Source organism: Candidatus Sulfurimonas marisnigri (genome assembly GCF_015265475.1).
GTDB classification, from domain to species: domain Bacteria; phylum Campylobacterota; class Campylobacteria; order Campylobacterales; family Sulfurimonadaceae; genus Sulfurimonas; species Sulfurimonas marisnigri.
Genome location: NZ_CP054493.1, coordinates 1,438,659 through 1,456,797 on the forward strand (window position 1 = coordinate 1,438,659; position 18,139 = coordinate 1,456,797).

Consider the following 18,139-nt stretch of genomic DNA (forward strand, 5'->3'; position numbering starts at 1 on the left):
TAAAAATAATTGTATTGAAAGAATTCTTAATTTTTTATAAAATGGTAAAAAATATTTTACTATTTTAATATTGCTTTAACGTTAGAACCAGTAAAATACAATAAGCATTAACCTATGGATTAGGTGTACATAAATGTAATAAACTTCTTTACTACACTTCTTACACTTACTTCATAAAATACTTTTAAGGCTAATAATGAATAACGAATCTAAATTAACTAAATTCGTTCAAGCAGCTGGTTGAGCAGCGAAGATGGGTCCGGGAGATCTAAAACATACAATTCGCTCACTTATTCCAGATAATGAAAATGTGCTTGTAGGATTTGAAAATAGTGAGGACGCTTCTGTTTTTAAGATAAATAAAAATGAAGCATTAGTCCAAACTGTTGATTTTATTACACCAGTTGTTGATGACCCGTTCGTGTATGGAAAAATCGCAGCAGCAAACTCTTTATCAGATATATTTGCAATGGGAGCAGAGGTAAAAACTGCTCTAAACATTGTAGGCTTTGATAAAACTAACCATGGCTATGAAGTTCTTAGCGAAATACTTAGAGGCGGAAATGAAAAGATAAAAGAGTGCGGTGGTGTTTTAATCGGCGGTCATACTATAGAGTCACCTGAAATGTACTATGGACTTAGTGTTACGGGGATGATACACCCTAGTAAAATTCTAAGAAACAATACTCCTAAAATAGGACATGTTTTAGTGTTGACTAAACCTATTGGTATGGGTATCTTAACAACTGCTATAAAGAGAGACTTGCTTAAAATTGAGACTACTCTTGAGGCAGTGAAGGTTATGGAAACTCTCAGCTACTTGCCATCAAAACTTCTTAGTGTGTATGATGTGAGTGCTTGTACAGATATCACTGGCTTTGGTCTGCTCGGTCATGCTTTTGAGTCTACAAATGATGCTGTGAGCCTTAGTATAGATGCTAAAAGTGTCCCTGTTATGGCAGATGCATTTGATTTAGCAGACAGAGATGTAGTTCCTGGTGGAACAAAGAGAAATATGAAGTATTTAGAAGATAAGGTTACATTTGTGGGAGATGCTATAAAGTATAAACTAATGTTTTGTGATGCACAAACATCAGGAGGACTTTTAATATCTATGAATGAAAAAGATGCTTTAGAGTATGTAAAAAGAGTTGAAGATTTGACTTATGGTTATGCGTGCATAATTGGTTCTATAATCCCAAGGGGAGATAGACCGATAATCGTGTACTAAGTTTGGTGAGAAGGCGAAGGAATCGAACCCCCCGAGGCGTTTACACAAAAACCTCCAATCAGGTTTGAAACCTGTGGTGCCCACCAGGGTCACATGCCCCCCAAATGTTGTACGATTATATTCTACTGTATTAAAAATAAAATACATATAAAAGGGTAAAAATGTTTTTACTAAAATCTATTCCTAAGGTAGACAAGTTTATTGAGAATGAGCAGTTTAATGGTTTGGCCACCTCTCTTGTGGTTAGTATTACTCAAGAAGTTCTTCAAAGTTTAAGAGAAAACATTTTAAAAAACAAGGTAGAATCTTTCAGTGAAGATGAACTAGTTCAAACAGTTGTACAAAAGTATAACGAACTTACAAAACCATCTCTGCAAAAGCTTATAAATGCAACGGGCGTAATTGTGCATACAAACTTAGGACGAAGCCTAATAGATACAAAAACATTTGATAAAGTAAAAGAGATAGTTACTAGTTACAATAACTTAGAATACGATTTAGAAAAAGGAAAAAGAGGAGAGCGATATTCTCATATCTCTAAACTAATATGTAGGCTTCTTGGATGCGAAGATGTTTTAATAGTAAACAATAATGCAAGCGCTGTCTTTTTGATACTAAATACCTTTGCAAAGAAAAAAGAGGTAATAGTTAGTCGCGGTGAGCTTGTTGAGATTGGCGGCAGCTTTAGAGTTCCTGATGTAATGAAACATAGCGGTGCAAAACTTGTAGAGGTAGGAGCTACAAATAAAACACATTTTAGTGATTACGAAGATGCTATAAATGAAAAAACATCTATGCTTATGAAAGTACATAAATCTAACTACTCTATCGAGGGCTTCAGCAGTGAAGTGGAGTTTAAAGAGTTGATAAAGCTGTCAAAGGAGAACAGCTTGATTGACTACTACGATATGGGAAGCGGTCATTTGGTTGATTTGCCTTATGGACTTGACATCTACGAACCATCGGTTTTAAAGTATATGAAAGAAGAGCCATCTCTATTAAGTTTTTCTGGTGATAAACTTCTTGGAAGCGTGCAAGCTGGAATAATAGTTGGTAAGAAAGAGTATATTGCAAAGTTAAAAAAGAATCAGCTCCTTAGAATGCTAAGAGTAGATAAGCTTACCCTAGCGATACTAGAGGAAAATATAAAATCAACTCTGCTTGGAAATATAGATGATATCCCTACTCTTAAGATGCTTTTTACAGAAGTAGATAAGCTAAAAGAGAATGCAAATATATTAAAGCGCAGTATCTATAATATTTGTACATGTAATATCCTAGAAACAAAAACAGTAATCGGTGGTGGGACTACTCCAAATAGAACAATTCCTACGGTTGCCCTTGTCATAAAGATAAAAGAGTATAAGCCAGCAAAGATGGAGAAACTCTTTAGAGAGAAAAAAGTTATTGGTCGAATAGAAGATGACAAATTTTTACTTGATTTTAGAACAATAAACATAGATGAAATACCGCGCATAGAACAAATAGTTAAAGATATAGCTGATGTCTAATTTTATTATAGGTACTTGCGGTCACATTGATCATGGTAAAACTGCTCTAGTCAAAGCACTCAATGGCTTTGAAGGCGACACTACAAAAGAGGAACAACAGCGTGGTATTACAATAGATTTAAGTTTTTCAAATCTAAAAAAAGCACAACAAAACATAGCTATCATAGATGTGCCTGGGCATGAGAAGTTAGTTAAAAATATGATAGCTGGTGCTTTCTCATTTGACTGTGTTATGATAGTTGTAAGTGCTGCTGAGGGTATAAAACCACAAACTGTTGAACATCTGGAGATATTAAATTCTCTTGGCGTTAAAAATGCTGTATTAGTAATCACTAAAAAAGATTTGCTAAATGAGAAAGAGCTTGACATAAATACATCTCTGATTCAGGAATTTATCTCAAAGTATGATTTTGACTTAAAGTTTGTCCATGCTGTTTCTATTTTTGATGACAGCTCAATCGAGATTTTAAAAGAGAAACTTTTTGAGTTGGATGCAGATACAAAGATAGAAGAAAATTTCTTTAGATACTACATAGACAGAGTTTTTAGTGCAAAGGGAGCTGGGACAATTGTAACTGGAACTGTCTTAGGCAAACCTATAAAACTTAATGAAAAAATATTCATTTGCGATTTAAAAAAAGAGATAAAAATTAAAAACATTCAAGTTCATGGTGATAATGCTATTGAAGCAAACATTTCAAATAGAACTGCTATTAATTTAAGCGGCATTGATTCAAAAACTATTAAAAGAGGTTTTCTAATCTCTAAAAAAGGGTATTTAAGAGGCTTTAACACTGTTGATATATCCTTTAAAACTTTAAAAGACAAATATCTTTATCATGATAGACAATATTCAATTTATATAGGTTCACGAAAGATTGATGCAAAAATACTACTTTTTAATTCTGAAGAATCATTAGATAAAGGTTTTGCAACAATAAAAAGCAATGAAGAGATTTTTAGCATCTACAATGAAAAATTAATTATTAGAGATGGAAATTTCACGGTTGCAGGGGGAATTATATTAAACCCTGTTTCTGACCCTATGAAAAAGAGTCAAAAGTTCAAGCTTTTGAGGGCTTTAGAGAAAAAAGAGATTTTTGAGGCTTATGGTATATTAATAAATGCACATAAAAAAGGTCTTGGACTAATCTCATCAGCGCAAAGATTTGCGCTTTCACATATAGAAGCACTTTGCTATGCCAAAAAACTGGAGAACTGTTTCGTTGATGAGAAAGAATTGATTATCTACCCAATATCTACAAAAGAGATTATAAGAGATAATATAAAAAATATATACACTAAAAATAAGTATGCCCTACTCTCAAATACATCTATAAAACTAAGATTAACATGGGCAAGTGAAGGTTTTATTTACCTTGTATTAAATGAGCTTATAGAAGAAGAATTTTTAGTTAAAGACGGGAATTTATTTAAAAGTGCAGATATCACAGAAGATTTTAAAAGTTCTCTTGAGCAAATCGTGTTAAAAAGGTTGGAAGAAGAAGGTACATCTCCGACAGCTCCTTATAATATCTATGATGATTTAGACTTAGATAGAAAAGTAGGAGATGAAATACTAAAGTTATTATGTGTAAAAAAACAGGTAGTAAGACTGCAACATAACCTTTTCATTCACTCTACAAGTTTAAGCAATATTGTCTTGGAGATGAAGAATATAATAAAAGAAGATGGCTATATTGATATATCAAACTTTAAAGAAAAATATCAACTTAGCAGAAAATATCTTGTAACCTATTTAGATTATCTAGATAATTTTTCTCAAATAAAAAAAGTAAACAATAGAAGAGTTTTCTTAAATAAAACACTTTAGAAGTAGGAACATTTTTATTTGCTCCAATCAAAATAGTAATATTTTACACTAATTACTAAAAGAGTGCCAAGTATGCAAGTACCTCTTCACTGGAACCTCTAAACTTCACATTTTCTGAGCGATTTAGTATCTGATAGTCATACATGGGGTCATAGTATTCAACTAAAAGATATTCAACCCACTCTTTATAAGCATCAAGTGCCCCGCTTCTAATCTGTTCATTATATGCATTTTCAAAAATAGTTGTTACATGTATATATCTCTCACCACCAATTCTTCTCTTTATTCTACTCATTGCACTGAGGATATCATCTCTCCACTCTGCTAGTGCATCAATAAATCCTCCATCTTTATACATTTTTTGCGCCTCTGTTACATATTCATTAAATGTAGTGTCTATTCTCTCATTAATTGGCGTCTCGAGAATAACAAGAGCAGCTGTTAAAAGATAGTTTGCCAAGCTCTTTGGCATATATGTACTTCCTATGTTTTTCCCTTCATCCTCAAATACCAGATACTTAAATCCAGTGTCTAGTTTTTTTATAATATCATAGGCTAGATTATTTTCAAAATTAATTTGACTTGGCTGAGGCGTTAGTTTTCTGCCAAATGATGACCCTCTATGATTTGCCAAGCACTCAAGGTCAATGGAATTTTCTATTTTTTTGAGCAGTATAGTTTTTCCAGAGCCGGTACGCCCTCCGAGGACAATTGGATTAAAGTGTTTAGGTGACTCTTCAAGTTGTGTCAATAAGTAGTTTCTAAATGCTTTATAACCACCTTTAAATCGTGTAATATTATATCCTGCTTCATAAATCCATTCTTGAGATATTTTAGAACGCTGCCCCCCTCTAAAGCAATAAAGAATAGCGTTTGGGTTTGCATCTATAAAATCCAACCATGACTTAATTCTAGTCTCTTTTTTTGTCCCTGAAACCAATTCATGACCAAGTTTTATTGCCTTAGTATTTCCCTTTTCTTTGTAGTGAATGCCGACAAGATGTCTCTCTTCATCATTCATAAGTAGAAGGTTTGTAGCATTATTAAATGCACCTTTTTCAAACTCTACTGGAGCACGAACATCAATCAATGGTGTATTGTTTAATACTATTGACTTAAAATCACTACATAGATACATATCTGACATTAAATAACCTCAATCAGGTGTTTACCTTTTTTAGTGGTTTCACCAATAGCTTCAAGCTCAAGACCAGACTTTTTTGTTATTTCTAAGAATCTCTCTTTTAGATTTTTTTTAACTATGACCAGTAGACCTCCGGAGGTTTGAGCATCACACAATATTTCTCGTTGAAGCTGTGTCATCTCGCTTATTTTACTTCCATAACTCATAAAGTTTTTTCTAGATCCGCCAGGTATGCAGCCAAGTTCTCTGTATTTTTCTACATTTGGTAACAATGGAACTTTATCAAACCATATAGTTGCCCCAATTTTGCTCCCTGTACATATTTCACCCAAATGCCCTAGTAGCCCAAAACCTGTGACATCTGTCATTGTAACAACACCCTCAAGAAGTGATAGTTCTGCACCAATTTTGTTGAGTGTAGTCATTGCTTCTATCGCAGGTTCCAAGTGGCCAGGTTCTATTTTCTTTTGCTTTTGTGCAGTCGTTAAAATACCTATGCCCAAAGCTTTTGTAAGAAAAATAAGACAATCTTCCTCCGCAGTTGTGTTGCGCATAAGATTTTTATTTTCTACTATCCCTGTCACAGCAAGTCCAAAAATTGGCTCAGGAGAGTCTATTGAATGACCACCAGCAAGGGGGATACCTGCATCTTCACATACAGAGCGTCCACCATCAATAACTTCTCTGGCTACATTTGCAGAGAGTTTGTCTACAGGCCATCCAAAGATAGATATTGCCATCAGAGGACGTCCACCCATTGCATAAATATCACTCAGTGCATTTGTGGCTGCAATACGACCAAACGTAAAAGCATCATCCACAATTGGCATGAAAAAATCTGTTGTAGAGAGAACTGACGTACCGTTTCCTAGGTCAAATGCTGCTGCATCATCTTTATCCTCATTTCCTACAAGAAGTTGAGGATATTGGATATTTGCTCGTTTACTTTGTAACATCTCATCTAAAAGCATTGGTGAAATCTTACATCCACACCCTGCTCCATGACTATACTCTGTAAGTCTTACTTGTTCCATTATTTGCCTTAATTATATATATTAAAAGTAATACTAAGAACATATTTTTAAATGGATTATACAACTTTAATAGTGAAGGTGCAGTGTAAATATGAAAATTATATTTACACTATTACCTACCTGCTCTGCCTTTGTAAAAATAGAGTACTCCTGATGTAATAGCAAGAAGAGAAAGCATAAGTAAAACGGCACTCAAAGTTCCACCCTTACCATCTGCAAAAGGAAGACCGCTTGTATTCATACCAAAAAAACCAACCAGAAGATTCAGGGGAAGAAATACAGCTGATATAAGAGTAAGTATATAAATCATCTTATTCATCTTTTCATTTATTCGAGCAGTGTAAAAATTATATATATAATCCAATTTTGATAACTGAAGCTCTGCAGAACGCATTGTTCTGTCCATATGCTCATGTAAATCAATATAGCTATTTATAGGAAAGTTTTCATCTTTATTGTTAAATTTAATTACCTCATTCATAGTTAGTGAGGCACGGAGTAAAACCCTCTCTATTCTAAGTATGTCACGCTTAAGGTCGAGCCAATTTTTCATAAAATCATCTGTTATTTTATCCTCATATAAAAGTTCTTCCATATCTACTACTTTATCTTGATAGCCAGTAAAAGATTTTAAAAAATCATCCAATGTTTTGTCTATAATTTTATATGGACCTTCAAATTTATCGCCAATATCTTCAAAAATCTTTTTACCTTTGTTGTATATATAACTTTTATCTTGTGTAGTTATAAACCCTATTGATTTTACTTCCAAATCTTCTTTTATAATTGGAAGTCTAACAATAAGCATATCATAACCATCATTTTCATCAAAAAAAGATGGATGCAATTCGTTTCGTAAATCTTCCAGGTGAAGGGTGTCAATTAATTCTTCTATTTTTTTCATGTCTCTCTCCAAATTTATTTATTTTTTATTTATTTACAAATATAAGATTTTACATATCAGATGGCATATGTTTTACATGTAGGTCTAACTGAGGAAATGGAATCTGTATACCGTGTTTGTTAAGCGTATTGTAGATTAAAATAAGAAAATCTGATTTTAATGAATTTGGACGGAACTTATTATCCCAATCAACCCAAACTAAAAGTTCAAAATCAACACTACTACTATTCATTGCCATCATCCATACTTCAGGCTTTTTGTTCATATCATTTTTAATATACTTTAAAGCACTTTGATCTAGTTCATCCAATATAACTTTTTTAACACTGTCCACATCTGTACCATATGCCACCCCAAAAGGAACATGCACTCTTCGTGAAATATCATCTAAAGTCCAGTTTATAACGTTGTTTTGAATAAATGATGAGTTTGGAATAACTATATCTATATTGTCAAATGTTTTTATAGTAGTGGAGCGTATACGCATATCCGTCACTCTTCCACGCAGTGCATCACTTATCTCAATTGTATCCCCTATGCGAATAGTACGTTCAAACATCAGTATTATTCCAGCAATCAGATTTGAGACAACAGTTTGAAGACCAAAACCGATACCTATTGATAAAGCCCCAGCAATTAAGGAGATAGATGTCATGTCTATACCCAGACTCCCTATCGCAATAATAAACGAAATAGTAATAATCAGATAATATCCTATATTTGAAGCTAACCTTATTGACATTTGACTCATATCTGGCCATTTACGTGAAATACGAGCTATCCATCTTTTATAAAACATCCCTATTAAAAAACCAAAAGTAATAAGCGCAATAGCTTTTATCAGACTTAGTAAACTTATAGGCTGCTCATTAAATACAAATATTGGAGATGTAAAGTAACCTTTTATCTGCGACAACATCTCCCTGCTCTCATAAAGTGTTGAACTAAAAAAAAGTTTTGTAGAACCTAGAACTTCTTTGGCAATCTCTCTAAGTACTTTAAGTTCTTCTATATAAACTGGAAGAAATTCTGTTGAAACCTCTTTTATATTAATTTCAATTCCGTCAATTAACTTAAAAAAAACTTTGCTTTTTTTATTCTTTAGCATGCAAAGAGATTGTTCAATCTGTAACATAATCTTTTTATTTAGCTGTTCTTGGTATTGTGTATCAATAGATTGAATTTTGTTTTTAATACGTTCAATTTTGGCACTGTCCTCAATCAGTGCTTTTTCCAAATCAATTTCTAAAGCAATTTTTTGTAAAGATATTTTTTCAATCTCTTTGTCGGTTAGCTTCATTTTCACATCAATATCTGCATCTAAATCACATTCTAGTAAGGAAAAAGTATTAAAAAGGGTTGATCTTATTTCTTCCACATGAGCATCAAGTAGCTTCAGTTTTACTTCAATATTTTTTTCCTGAAGTTTATAATATGCATATTGCAACTGGTACGAGAGAAGCTTCGGTTTTTCATCTTCAATAATGTTCTCTATTGCTTGTTTTGAATAGATTGATTTTGCATTAACTTCACGGAGCATATTACGGTTTAAATTTTGTTTAACATGCATTGAAGCAACAGCATTGATAGCATAATAATAACTCTTAAAACTTATTGGTTTTTTTGATAAAGGGTTTAAATCGTATAAATCAATTTGAATTTTTTGTGATGATGCACTTCGCACCCTTGATAAATGCAGTTTTTCCTCTCCAGATATCTCTATTGGTTTTAATTTACTCTTTTCATCAGCTTCAATCTGCTTTTGTATCTCTTTATAATATATCTCACTCTCTACGTTTTCATAGAGTTTTGTATCTATTGTTGCAGCACACAAAACATAAATACTAAGCAACATAAATAAAAATAATTTCATTTCTCACCCCTAAATAAATATGAATACTACTATAACATAAAACAAGATAAATAGTTTAATTAAATGTTTCTATCTTAATTAAAAACTGTTTTCACATCTAAATAAGAGATAGGATAATAAATAAGGATACTATTTTATAACTAAAAGACAATAAATTAAGGAAATTATAAGTACTCTCTCTTTATAATTTCACCCGTTATATCATATATAACAAATAATGGGGATTCGCCAAGTGGTAAGGCACTAGCTTTTGGTGCTAGCATTCACAGGTTCGAATCCTGTATCCCCATCCACTCTACCAAATCATATATTAAAAGACATACTATGGCTGAAACAGATGGACTTACACTAGTAATCAGAACTCTTGTATTTGTTGCAGTTGCGGCACTATTTTTCTTCATACTTAAATCTAAAAAAAACTAAATATATTTTGGTAATAATTTTTTAATTCTTCTATATATTTTTTCAAAATCACTTGAATAGACTCTGGTATCTGCTATTGAAGTTATAAAGTTAGTATCACGTGACCATCTAGGAACAAGATGCATATGAATATGTTCAGCAATCCCTGCCCCACCAGCAATACCTAGATTCATACCAATATTTACACCTTGTGCACCATACCCATCTTTTAAAAGTCTAACTCCTTTTTGAGCCAAAGCACTCATATGCAACCACACTTCGCTATCTAACTCTTCAAGTTTATCTGTATGTGCATGTGGGATAATCATAAAATGCCCTGGTGTATACGGATATTTATTCATAACAAGGAAACAGTGTTCATCTCTATATAGTACATGTAGCTCTTCGTCATCTTGTGAGTGTGAACTAATATGACAAAATATACAACCCTCTATTTTTTTATTACTAATATACTCTTCTCGCCAAGGCGCATATAGAATATCTTCCACGTTTAATCCTTTAAAAAATATATTAGATTCCAAATCAAGTTTGGAATGACGATATCTGCCTTGAAATAGGCAAGCTTTAGTGGCCTCAGCGAAGCAAAAGGGACTTTGTTTCTTTTGCGTTAAAATCAAATGAAGGCAAATACTAAATCTGGAAATAGTATAACTAATCCTAACCCCAAAAGTTGTAAAAGTATAAATGGTACTATCCCTTTATATATATCTATTGTTTTAATTGTATCTCCCGCAGCTCCCTTTAAGAAGAATAAAGAGAGTCCAAAAGGAGGTGTTAAAAATGAGGCTTGTAGGTTTAGAGCAATTAAAACTGCAAACCAAATAGGGTCTATACCAAAAGCCTCCATTACTGGAACTAAGATAGGTACAATTATAAAAGAAATTTCTATAAAATCTATAAAGAAGCCGAGTATAAATATACTAATCATTGCAACGGCTATAAAAACCCATACATCACCTATATCTTGGCTAAAAAACTCAAGTATAAGGTCTGAACCTCCAAGTTCATTGAATACAAGAGAAAATGCAGTAGCTCCTATGAGAATCATAAAAATCATACCTGTTAGTTTAACACTCTCTAATGAAGCATACTTTAACATCTCAAAGTTTAATGACCTGTTCAACCCACTAAGCACAAGCGCACCGATAACACCAAATGCTGCCGACTCTGTAGGTGAAGCAACTCCTGCGAATATACTTCCTAAAACAGAGACCATTAAAAGAAGTGGTGGAACGATAGAGACTATAGCCTCTTTGACACTAACACTTTTAATATTTTTAGGTATTGGTGCAATCTCTGGGGAAAAGTAAGAGCGAATTAAAATATAAGATATATATAAACCAACAAGTAGCAGCCCAGGAAGTACGGCTGCTACAAAAAGGTCACCAACACTAACACTCATAACATCACCCAAAATGATTAAGATGATAGATGGCGGTATAATCTGCCCTAGAGTTCCTGAAGCCGCAACAGTTCCAGAAGCCAAACCTTTGTCATAACCTGCTTTTATCATAAGAGGAAGAGCAATTACACTCATCATAACAACAGAAGCTGAGACTATACCAGTTGATGCAGCTAGCATTGCACCAACTAAAACAACACTAACAGCCAATCCTCCCCTTACATCACGAAAAAGAGAGCTCATAGAGACCAAAAGCTTCTCTGCCATTTTAGACTTTTCTAACACTAACCCCATTGTAATAAACATAGGTACTGCCATAAGAGTTGTGTTTGACATAATTCCATATATTCTAAAAGGTAAAACTGAAAAAACATCAAAACCAAGTTCAGGGATAAGAAATGCGAAAGCTATTGCTACAGTTCCAAAAACAAAGGCAACTGGAATTCCAACCATAAGAAGTGCTAAAACCACTACAAACATAAATAGTGCTATCATAATGATTTCCACATGTAGAAGTTAGTTTTTGCATCAACCATAGCTTGAAGAGCCAAAAATATAAATGATAACGGCATAAGTGATTTGACTAAAAAACGGTAATCTAAACCGCCTGGATTTGATGAACACTCATCTTGAATGAAACTTTGGGAAACAAAATCTAGACCGATATAGATAATCAAAATTGAGAAAGGCAAGATAAAAAAGAGTGAAGAGATAGTGTTTATAAGTGCTTTTGTTTTGTCACTAAAAGAGGCGTAAAATATATCTACTCTTACATGTGCATCTTCTCTTAAAGTATAAGCAATACCAAAAAGAATAACGAGATCAAAAAAGTGCCACTCTAGCTCTTGAAGGGCAATGGAGCCTCCTGAAAACAAGTATCTAACAGTTGCATCATAAACAACAAGCAAAACCAGTAAGCCCAAGATAAAAGCTGTTAAATATCCTAAATACTTTATACCTTTATCTATCATCTTACAAAGCCATCTTATATAAAATTTGGTGCATCATTTGCAAAAAGGATTATATCTCCAGCTTTTGTCTGATGGGCTAAAACATCTTGAATTTTGGACTTATCATGTAGCACTGTTTTATTTTTAACTGTTAAATTTTTATCAAATAGCTCTGCATTGAGTGCACCTGTCACAATAACAATATCAAAAACATCATTGATGGCTTCTATTAGTTTAAGATTCAGCTCATTACTACTCTCAACAAGTCCTGGAGTTACTATCACCTTCCTGCCATTATGCAGTGAGCAAAGTCTTATACCCTCAAGCATTCCATCTATGTTACCATTATAGCCATCATCTAAAATTATTTTGCCACCTGCAAGGATCTTTTGAAGTCTATGCTCTACCGGTTTTAGTTTTGAAACAGCTTTTTTTATCTCATCACTGCTCATACCAAATGATTTTGCGATTTTTACTGCAACCGCAATGTTCATAGACTGAAATGAGCCTAGTATGTCTGTATGAAGAGATAAGATTTCACCTTCGCACTCTAAGTCAAAATCAGTTCCCTCTAGAGTGGCTTGCATATTTTTAATCTCATCACCAAAAAAAGTGACTCTATCATGTGGTTCATCAGTAACTGAAGTGTGAATAAAAGCAGTTTCAAGTCTAGGGGATTTCATAATCTCCAATTTAGTTGCAATTATATTTTTAAGAGTTTTGAAGTACTCTATATGTGCCAGTCCAACTTTTCCTACTACAACCGTTTGAGGCTCTAAAAATGTTGTAATATTATATATATCGCCACTCTCTCTTGCTCCAGCTTCACAAACATAAATCTCTGTATCATCGGGCAAAGATTCATTTACATCTTTAATAATCCCGCCAAGTGTATTTACACTTCTTGGAGTTGCATATACTCTGTATTTCCTAGCCAAAATTTCACTAACAAAATTTTTTATGCTTGTTTTTCCGTAACTTCCTGTTATACAAACTATTTTTAAGTTTTTCATACTTTTGAGTTTTTTCTTCGCCTCTTTTTCAAATGCGGCAAAAAGAAACTTCTCTATAATGATACTCCCTACATAAGCAACAGCCAAGGGCATAAATACACCATACGTTTGACATGCAGACTTCAGAGTACAAAGAACATCCTGGAAAAGGACTAATGAGATTATAAGAATTAAAAACCGTTTTACTCTCCATGTCAAAACAAGTTTTTTATCTAAACTTTTATGCCAAACAAACATAGCTGGTAAAACTGCGAATAAAAAGAAAATTATAAAAAACTTTCCTGTTGTATAATAGGCAATAAAGGGTATAAAGAAGTAAATAATATGCCACTGTGGCTTATGATGTTTTAAAATTACACGAGAGAGTTTGTAATCATACCACTGCAGATTTGTAATTAGGTACCATCCTAAAACAGTTACCAAAAGTACATTTGTTACAAAAGCCGATAATATTTCTAAATTTTCCATTATTTATTCCCTAGAGTTTTTAAAAATGTATTTTTTATATGTTCAGAAATATCTTTCGCATGATCCATAAAAAAGAAATGTCCACCTTCGTAGACTACTAGGTGTGAGTCAGGTATAAGTTTATCTATCTTTTGAGCACTGCTTAGCGGTGTGGCTGTATCTTCTTTACCCCAACAAAGAAGTGCTTTACCCCCAAACTTAGAAAACTCATATGAAAAATCTTCATTTACTACATTTTTAAAAGTTTGGTACATTGGCTCACTTAAAGATTTTGCATCATCTGCCACAAATAGATTTCTAAGCTTAGCTAAACCAAATATTTTAAGCACTTTAAACAGAGCAATTTTAGCACTTACTTTAAATGATTTTTTCACATAGATACCGGCACTAGAGAGTAAAACAAGTACTTTTGGCTCAAGCAAGAGTGCAACCTTACCACCAAAAGAGTGTCCTGCAATTATATCTTTAGAAGCATTTAAGTGAATCATTAAAAGTTCAACTACTCTTGCATAATCTTTTGTTCTAAGAGTTAAGTTACATGTAGAATTACCAAAACCAGGTAAATCTATATAAATATGACGAAATCCATCCATATAAGGTGCAAATGAGTTTTTCATTAAACCCTTATTACTGCCCCAACCATGCAAAATTATTAAATCTATTTTTGCTTTAGGGTTTAATATTTCATAACTTACATCCAAAGTATGTTGATTAAACTGGATAGACTTAATAGCCATTATTTACCTTTTGCTTTTGAAATTGAGTGAATGTAGTCGTAATTTACCTTTGCCCTTTTTGTATGTGGCAGAGAGTTTGCTAAAAGCTCAATTGAGACTTTAAAATCTTCAAAAAGATAATTTGCCATAGAACCAGGAATTGGATTTATCTCATTTAAGTAAACTTCACCATCTACAACAAAAAAGTCACATCTAATAAGTGCGCCCTCAAAAAGATTTTTATAAACTTTTACAAAATTTTTCTTTAATTTTGATTCTAACTCATCACTTATATCTGCTTTTAAAGCTCTCTCACTTCTAGAAAAGTCCATATATTTTTTTTCAAAGTCTAAAAACTCCTCTTTATGAGGCTCTTCAACTATAGAAAAATGAATTTCTCCATTTGCCATAAATCCAGCTAGGTTATACTCTTTTACACCTTCTAAGAAAGGCTCAACTATTACACTACTGTCAAATTCAAATGCGCTATCTAAGCCGTAGTCAAGTTCACCCTCTTCTTTTACAATACTTACCCCAATAGAACTTCCAAGGCGGGCGGGCTTTATAATAACAGGATATGGGATTTTAATATTATCGTGTTCTATTGAGCTTAACTCTTCATGTTTTAGACTTTTTATTCCTCTTGCATTACACAACCATTTTGTATATCTTTTATCATACGAAAAGACACTTGCATCTATTCTTGGTCCGATATATTTAATTGCATAAAAATCAAACAGAGCAGCAATTGAACCATCTTCGCCGTCTGCTCCATGAATTAGATTTAAAAATACACCAGTATGCTCTTTAGAACTAAACATACTTTTTTCAGTGAAGCCACCTTTTGAGATAGACAGCTTGTGCATTTTTTTATATTCACCTTTACTAAAAGTGGTTGCTTTCATTTTTGCTAGTTCTATTAAATAAAATGTATGATCTTGATCACAAAAAATAAAACTTAAATCAAATCCAGAAAGTTTCCCCTTAAGTGTTATTGCACTTACTATACTAATTTCATGTTCGAAACTGGCTCCACCGAATAAAATAGTTAATTTCAATATATATTTCCTTAATTAAATTGTTTGAAGAAGCCTTAGAGCCTCTTTTACTAATGAAGCAGTGTCACTTCCGCTACATGTACTTAAAGCTTTAGATACTTTATCTTTTTTAAATCCTAATGACTCCAAAGCTTCACTAGCTTCACTAAAAGCCTTATTTTTTGGCTCATCACTTGATGAAAGCAAATCAACATCAAAGCCATTTAGCTCAACTAAAATACGGCCTGCACTCTTTGGACCTATTCCAGGGACCTTTTGAACTGCCTTTATATCTTTATTATTTATAATAGTTGCAAACGTATTTGCAGAGTAAGTAGAACAGATTGCAATAGCCACCTTTGGACCCACTCCGCTAATTTTAATTAACCTCTCAAAAAGTTTCTTCTCGCTCATATCTAAAAAACCAAACAGCAGTTGAGCATCCTCACGAATTATATGTGATGTAAATAGCTTCACTTTACTGCTGCTTATTGCTGAGAAACTCTGAAGTGATATAAAAACCTCATAAATGACTCCACTAACTTCTATATGTACGAATGTTGGTTCTTTGTACTCAACAGTTCCGTTTAATCCTACTATCATATTATTTCAACTTGCATATAAATTTAATTTTCACTCTATAATTGCCCTTATTTCATACTGTCCATCTGAGTTTTCCACTAAAGCAAACACTTCACTATCAGAGCCCTCTAGTGGGTTAAATCTAAGCTCTATAGGTGGATCAACAAGTTTAAAAACCAACTCATTATGTCCAACCCATCTATCACGGTTTATAATCCTTGCATCAAGAATATTATCCTGAAAAGTTGCAGTTTGTGTTGATAAAAGAGATAATTTACTGTCTTTAACATTTTTCTCTTCTTTTATTGATTCCAAATGTTCTTGCATTTTTTGAAACTGTTTGTATTTATTTATAAATGCTGCCGGCATTTTTATACCATTCTTTTTATAGTGTATTAACTTTTTTTTAACATCATTATACGCAACCGTATTATCCTTAATAAGTTTTTTATATTTATCTACCTCTTTAGTTATATCTCTAATACTTATTTGAAGTTCGGAAATTTCAACCTGATTTTCATTTAGTCCAGATCTCTTTTCTTTTTGCAAAAGAGGATCAATAGTAAAAATATTCTCACTACCTTGAAGTTTACTAATTTCTATAAGTCGCGAAGCTGTAGCTTCTACATGAGAGGTGCAGAGACCTATTTTTATATCTTTAGCCCTGATATCTCCTCCCATAGCCTGTTCTACTTCAATTTCTTTTCCTATTGCTGTCCCATGTTCGAGTCGTGTTATTTTAATTTTATCACCAATAGCCAAACCCTTGTGCACATTTATAGTTAAATCATCTGCTCTTATCTCTGAACTACCGTGCGTTTGCCCTTGCACAGTGGCTCTTCTGGCATGAACTTTAGCATTTGGCCCAACATTACCATTTATATCTATCTCACTAACTTCAACACTCATACCATTTCCAATAGCATCTTTTTGAGCATCATTCTCTTTTACACTCAAAGTAACATCAGAATCCAAGCCAGATGTAATTGAACCAGTTGTTTTAAAATCAATAGACTCTACATCCATCTCTGATTTTATTGTATACACTGTCCCATCTAAGGAGATATATCCATTCTCTTTAGCTATATATTGAATATTATCAGGTTTGTCTACCATTTTTATTGTTTCATCAACAGTAAATGTCGGTTCTTGAGTGATTTCTGGCTCTCTTGGCTCCATAAACTCACCACGGCAATTCCGACCGGCCTTTCCTTTTTTTGCTTTAATATACTCAATTAAAATGTCATCTTTTAGAACACTTTTAATAAAACCTCTGCTAGAGTGATCAACACGGTCGTTCTCTCCAGCTTCTTTCTTATGCTCAAAATGGAGTATTAAATCATCATCTATTGTCTGCATTGGCTCATATGCTTCAGAAATAAGAATATTTTCATTTTTTTCATAATTTAAACTTTCGTCTACTTTTGCCAAAGCAGATATTTTTGATACTACTTCATCAAGCATCTCATCAAAAATATTTATAAGTATTCCGGCACGAACTTTACTTTTATTTATATAGTTTAAAAAATCCTCTTCGAATTCAGGGCTTGAATTAACTTTTGAACCCTCTTTTATACTTAAAAACACTTTACATTTTGTAGCATTTGCACCCACTGCTGCGTGAAAATCTCTAAACATGTCGTTATCGCTATCTTTTGAAAATATCTCTATTTCATACACTTGTTTTATTTGAAATTCAGGATTTAATATTGAAGTAACATCGTCTAATTTATATATTTCATCTTTATAAATCTCTTCCCACTCAACTTCTTCTTTAGCCTGTTCAGCTTTACAAGTTCTTTTATATGTTTGAACTTCCAATATAGTAAAATCTAAACTAGAAGTATTTATATTATTTTTAGTTGCTAACTCAACCAACTCTTTAGCAACATTTTCTGTTCTTATAACTGTTGGACGAATTTTTTTTGATATTGTAGATTCTTCTTTGCTTGATCCAAATAATCCCATATTTTCATTATCCAAAATTAAATTTTTAAAAATTAAACTCTACATTTTA

The 18,139-nt window shown here is 32.8% G+C and carries 15 protein-coding genes and 2 tRNA genes; 4 read left to right on the forward strand and 13 right to left on the reverse strand.

All coding sequences use genetic code 11. The features are described from left to right. Nucleotides 1-196 precede the first annotated feature (196 nt). A complete protein-coding gene (gene selD / locus HUE87_RS07250; RefSeq protein WP_229855080.1) occupies nt 197-1,231 on the forward strand; it encodes a selenide, water dikinase SelD in 1,035 nt (344 codons plus the stop codon). A gap of 3 nt (nt 1,232-1,234) precedes the next feature. Here the strand turns inward: selD (HUE87_RS07250) and HUE87_RS07255 are convergent. Next, nucleotides 1,235-1,333, reverse strand: a tRNA-Sec gene (locus tag HUE87_RS07255). Between the two features lie 59 nt (nt 1,334-1,392). On the opposite strand from HUE87_RS07255, the gene selA reads away from it, so the two are divergent. Beyond that, nucleotides 1,393-2,742 carry an L-seryl-tRNA(Sec) selenium transferase gene (gene selA, locus HUE87_RS07260; protein ID WP_194365538.1) on the forward strand — a complete coding sequence of 450 codons (1,350 nt, stop codon included), beginning with the start codon at nt 1,393-1,395 and terminating at the stop codon, nt 2,740-2,742. Further along, on the forward strand, nt 2,735-4,576 hold the full coding sequence (selB, locus tag HUE87_RS07265; protein ID WP_194365539.1) for a selenocysteine-specific translation elongation factor: 1,842 nt from the start codon (nt 2,735-2,737) through the stop codon (nt 4,574-4,576). Before selA ends, selB begins: the two co-directional genes overlap by 8 nt. A gap of 55 nt (nt 4,577-4,631) precedes the next feature. Here the strand turns inward: selB and mnmH are convergent, their stop codons facing one another. From mnmH to HUE87_RS07285, 4 genes are all read right to left on the reverse strand, one after another. Then, nucleotides 4,632-5,723, reverse strand: coding sequence for a tRNA 2-selenouridine(34) synthase MnmH (mnmH, locus tag HUE87_RS07270; protein ID WP_194365540.1), 1,092 nt, complete (start codon nt 5,721-5,723; stop codon nt 4,632-4,634). After that, on the reverse strand, nt 5,723-6,757 hold the full coding sequence (gene selD / locus HUE87_RS07275) for a selenide, water dikinase SelD (RefSeq protein ID WP_268246187.1): 1,035 nt from the start codon (nt 6,755-6,757) through the stop codon (nt 5,723-5,725). Before selD (HUE87_RS07275) ends, mnmH begins: the two co-directional genes overlap by 1 nt. 109 nt (nt 6,758-6,866) lie before the next feature. Next, complete coding sequence (locus HUE87_RS07280) at nt 6,867-7,658, reverse strand: magnesium transporter CorA family protein (protein WP_194365542.1); 792 nt, start codon at nt 7,656-7,658, stop codon at nt 6,867-6,869. Between the two features lie 49 nt (nt 7,659-7,707). Continuing rightward, nucleotides 7,708-9,531 (reverse strand): mechanosensitive ion channel family protein, encoded by a 1,824-nt coding sequence (locus HUE87_RS07285; RefSeq protein WP_194365543.1) that lies wholly within the window; start codon nt 9,529-9,531, stop codon nt 7,708-7,710. Nucleotides 9,532-9,749: 218 nt separating this feature from the next. On the opposite strand from HUE87_RS07285, the gene HUE87_RS07290 reads away from it, so the two are divergent. Continuing rightward, nucleotides 9,750-9,824, forward strand: a tRNA-Gln gene (locus HUE87_RS07290). Nucleotides 9,825-9,950: 126 nt separating this feature from the next. On the opposite strand, the gene HUE87_RS07295 is transcribed toward HUE87_RS07290, so the two are convergent. From HUE87_RS07295 to HUE87_RS07330, 8 genes are all read right to left on the reverse strand, one after another. Then, nucleotides 9,951-10,442 carry an HIT family protein gene (locus HUE87_RS07295; protein ID WP_194365544.1) on the reverse strand — a complete coding sequence of 164 codons (492 nt, stop codon included), beginning with the start codon at nt 10,440-10,442 and terminating at the stop codon, nt 9,951-9,953. 125 nt (nt 10,443-10,567) lie between these two features. Continuing rightward, entirely contained in the window at nt 10,568-11,851 is a 1,284-nt protein-coding gene (locus HUE87_RS07300; protein WP_194365545.1) for a TRAP transporter large permease, read from the reverse strand. Continuing rightward, nucleotides 11,848-12,327 carry a TRAP transporter small permease subunit gene (locus tag HUE87_RS07305; RefSeq protein WP_194365546.1) on the reverse strand — a complete coding sequence of 160 codons (480 nt, stop codon included), beginning with the start codon at nt 12,325-12,327 and terminating at the stop codon, nt 11,848-11,850. The genes HUE87_RS07300 and HUE87_RS07305 overlap by 4 nt, the downstream gene beginning before the upstream one ends. Before the next feature lie 14 nt (nt 12,328-12,341). Then, the gene (locus tag HUE87_RS07310) at nt 12,342-13,787 is read right to left on the reverse strand and encodes a Mur ligase family protein (protein ID WP_194365547.1); all 1,446 of its coding nucleotides are present in this window, start codon (nt 13,785-13,787) and stop codon (nt 12,342-12,344) included. Beyond that, the gene (locus HUE87_RS07315) at nt 13,787-14,524 is read right to left on the reverse strand and encodes an EstV family lipase (protein ID WP_194365548.1); all 738 of its coding nucleotides are present in this window, start codon (nt 14,522-14,524) and stop codon (nt 13,787-13,789) included. The genes HUE87_RS07310 and HUE87_RS07315 overlap by 1 nt, the downstream gene beginning before the upstream one ends. Further along, nucleotides 14,524-15,561 (reverse strand): D-alanine--D-alanine ligase, encoded by a 1,038-nt coding sequence (locus HUE87_RS07320; RefSeq protein ID WP_194365549.1) that lies wholly within the window; start codon nt 15,559-15,561, stop codon nt 14,524-14,526. The genes HUE87_RS07315 and HUE87_RS07320 overlap by 1 nt, the downstream gene beginning before the upstream one ends. Before the next feature lie 15 nt (nt 15,562-15,576). Then, a complete protein-coding gene (gene ruvA, locus HUE87_RS07325; protein ID WP_194365550.1) occupies nt 15,577-16,143 on the reverse strand; it encodes a Holliday junction branch migration protein RuvA in 567 nt (188 codons plus the stop codon). A gap of 30 nt (nt 16,144-16,173) precedes the next feature. Next, nucleotides 16,174-18,090: a flagellar assembly protein A gene (locus HUE87_RS07330; protein ID WP_194365551.1), complete on the reverse strand. Its 1,917-nt coding sequence runs from the start codon at nt 18,088-18,090 to the stop codon at nt 16,174-16,176. Between the last annotated feature and the right edge of the window lie 49 nt (nt 18,091-18,139).

Coding starts and splice junctions, on each gene's coding strand:
- selA (WP_194365538.1), top strand. CDS start 1,393: ATGTTTTTACTAAAATCTATTCCTAAGGTAGACAAGTTTATTGAGAAT.
- selB (WP_194365539.1), top strand. CDS start 2,735: ATGTCTAATTTTATTATAGGTACTTGCGGTCACATTGATCATGGTAAA.
- mnmH (WP_194365540.1), bottom strand. CDS start 5,723: ATGTCAGATATGTATCTATGTAGTGATTTTAAGTCAATAGTATTAAAC.
- HUE87_RS07280 (WP_194365542.1), bottom strand. CDS start 7,658: ATGAAAAAAATAGAAGAATTAATTGACACCCTTCACCTGGAAGATTTA.
- HUE87_RS07285 (WP_194365543.1), bottom strand. CDS start 9,531: ATGAAATTATTTTTATTTATGTTGCTTAGTATTTATGTTTTGTGTGCT.
- HUE87_RS07300 (WP_194365545.1), bottom strand. CDS start 11,851: ATGATAGCACTATTTATGTTTGTAGTGGTTTTAGCACTTCTTATGGTT.
- HUE87_RS07305 (WP_194365546.1), bottom strand. CDS start 12,327: ATGATAGATAAAGGTATAAAGTATTTAGGATATTTAACAGCTTTTATC.
- HUE87_RS07310 (WP_194365547.1), bottom strand. CDS start 13,787: ATGGAAAATTTAGAAATATTATCGGCTTTTGTAACAAATGTACTTTTG.
- HUE87_RS07315 (WP_194365548.1), bottom strand. CDS start 14,524: ATGGCTATTAAGTCTATCCAGTTTAATCAACATACTTTGGATGTAAGT.
- ruvA (WP_194365550.1), bottom strand. CDS start 16,143: ATGATAGTAGGATTAAACGGAACTGTTGAGTACAAAGAACCAACATTC.
- HUE87_RS07330 (WP_194365551.1), bottom strand. CDS start 18,090: ATGGGATTATTTGGATCAAGCAAAGAAGAATCTACAATATCAAAAAAA.